This window comes from Photobacterium sp. R1 (assembly GCF_054600795.1).
On the sequence record NZ_BAAHZP010001019.1, the window covers coordinates 1 to 234 of the forward strand.

At 58.1% G+C, this 234-nt stretch carries 1 pseudogene; it reads right to left on the bottom strand.

Annotated features, from left to right (window positions below):
* Positions 1 to 234: pseudogene (locus ACYP03_RS28135) on the bottom strand (3',5'-cyclic-AMP phosphodiesterase); the annotation flags it as partial.

Sequence of the window (234 nt, forward strand, 5' to 3'; positions counted from 1 at the left end):
CACCTGAGGATACTCAGAGACCTCCTGCCAGAAAGCCTGATGATTTTTCAGCTGTTGCTGATCCAGCCAGCGGCTGCCGGCAGCCAGCGGATGATGGTGCAGCAGCACCAGCGCATGACGATCAGGATGGGCAGCCAGCGCCTGATCCAGCATCTGAAGCTGATCCCGGCTTAATTCACCGTGCGGTACGCCTACCACCTGACTGTCAAGCAAAATGACCTGCCAACGCTCACC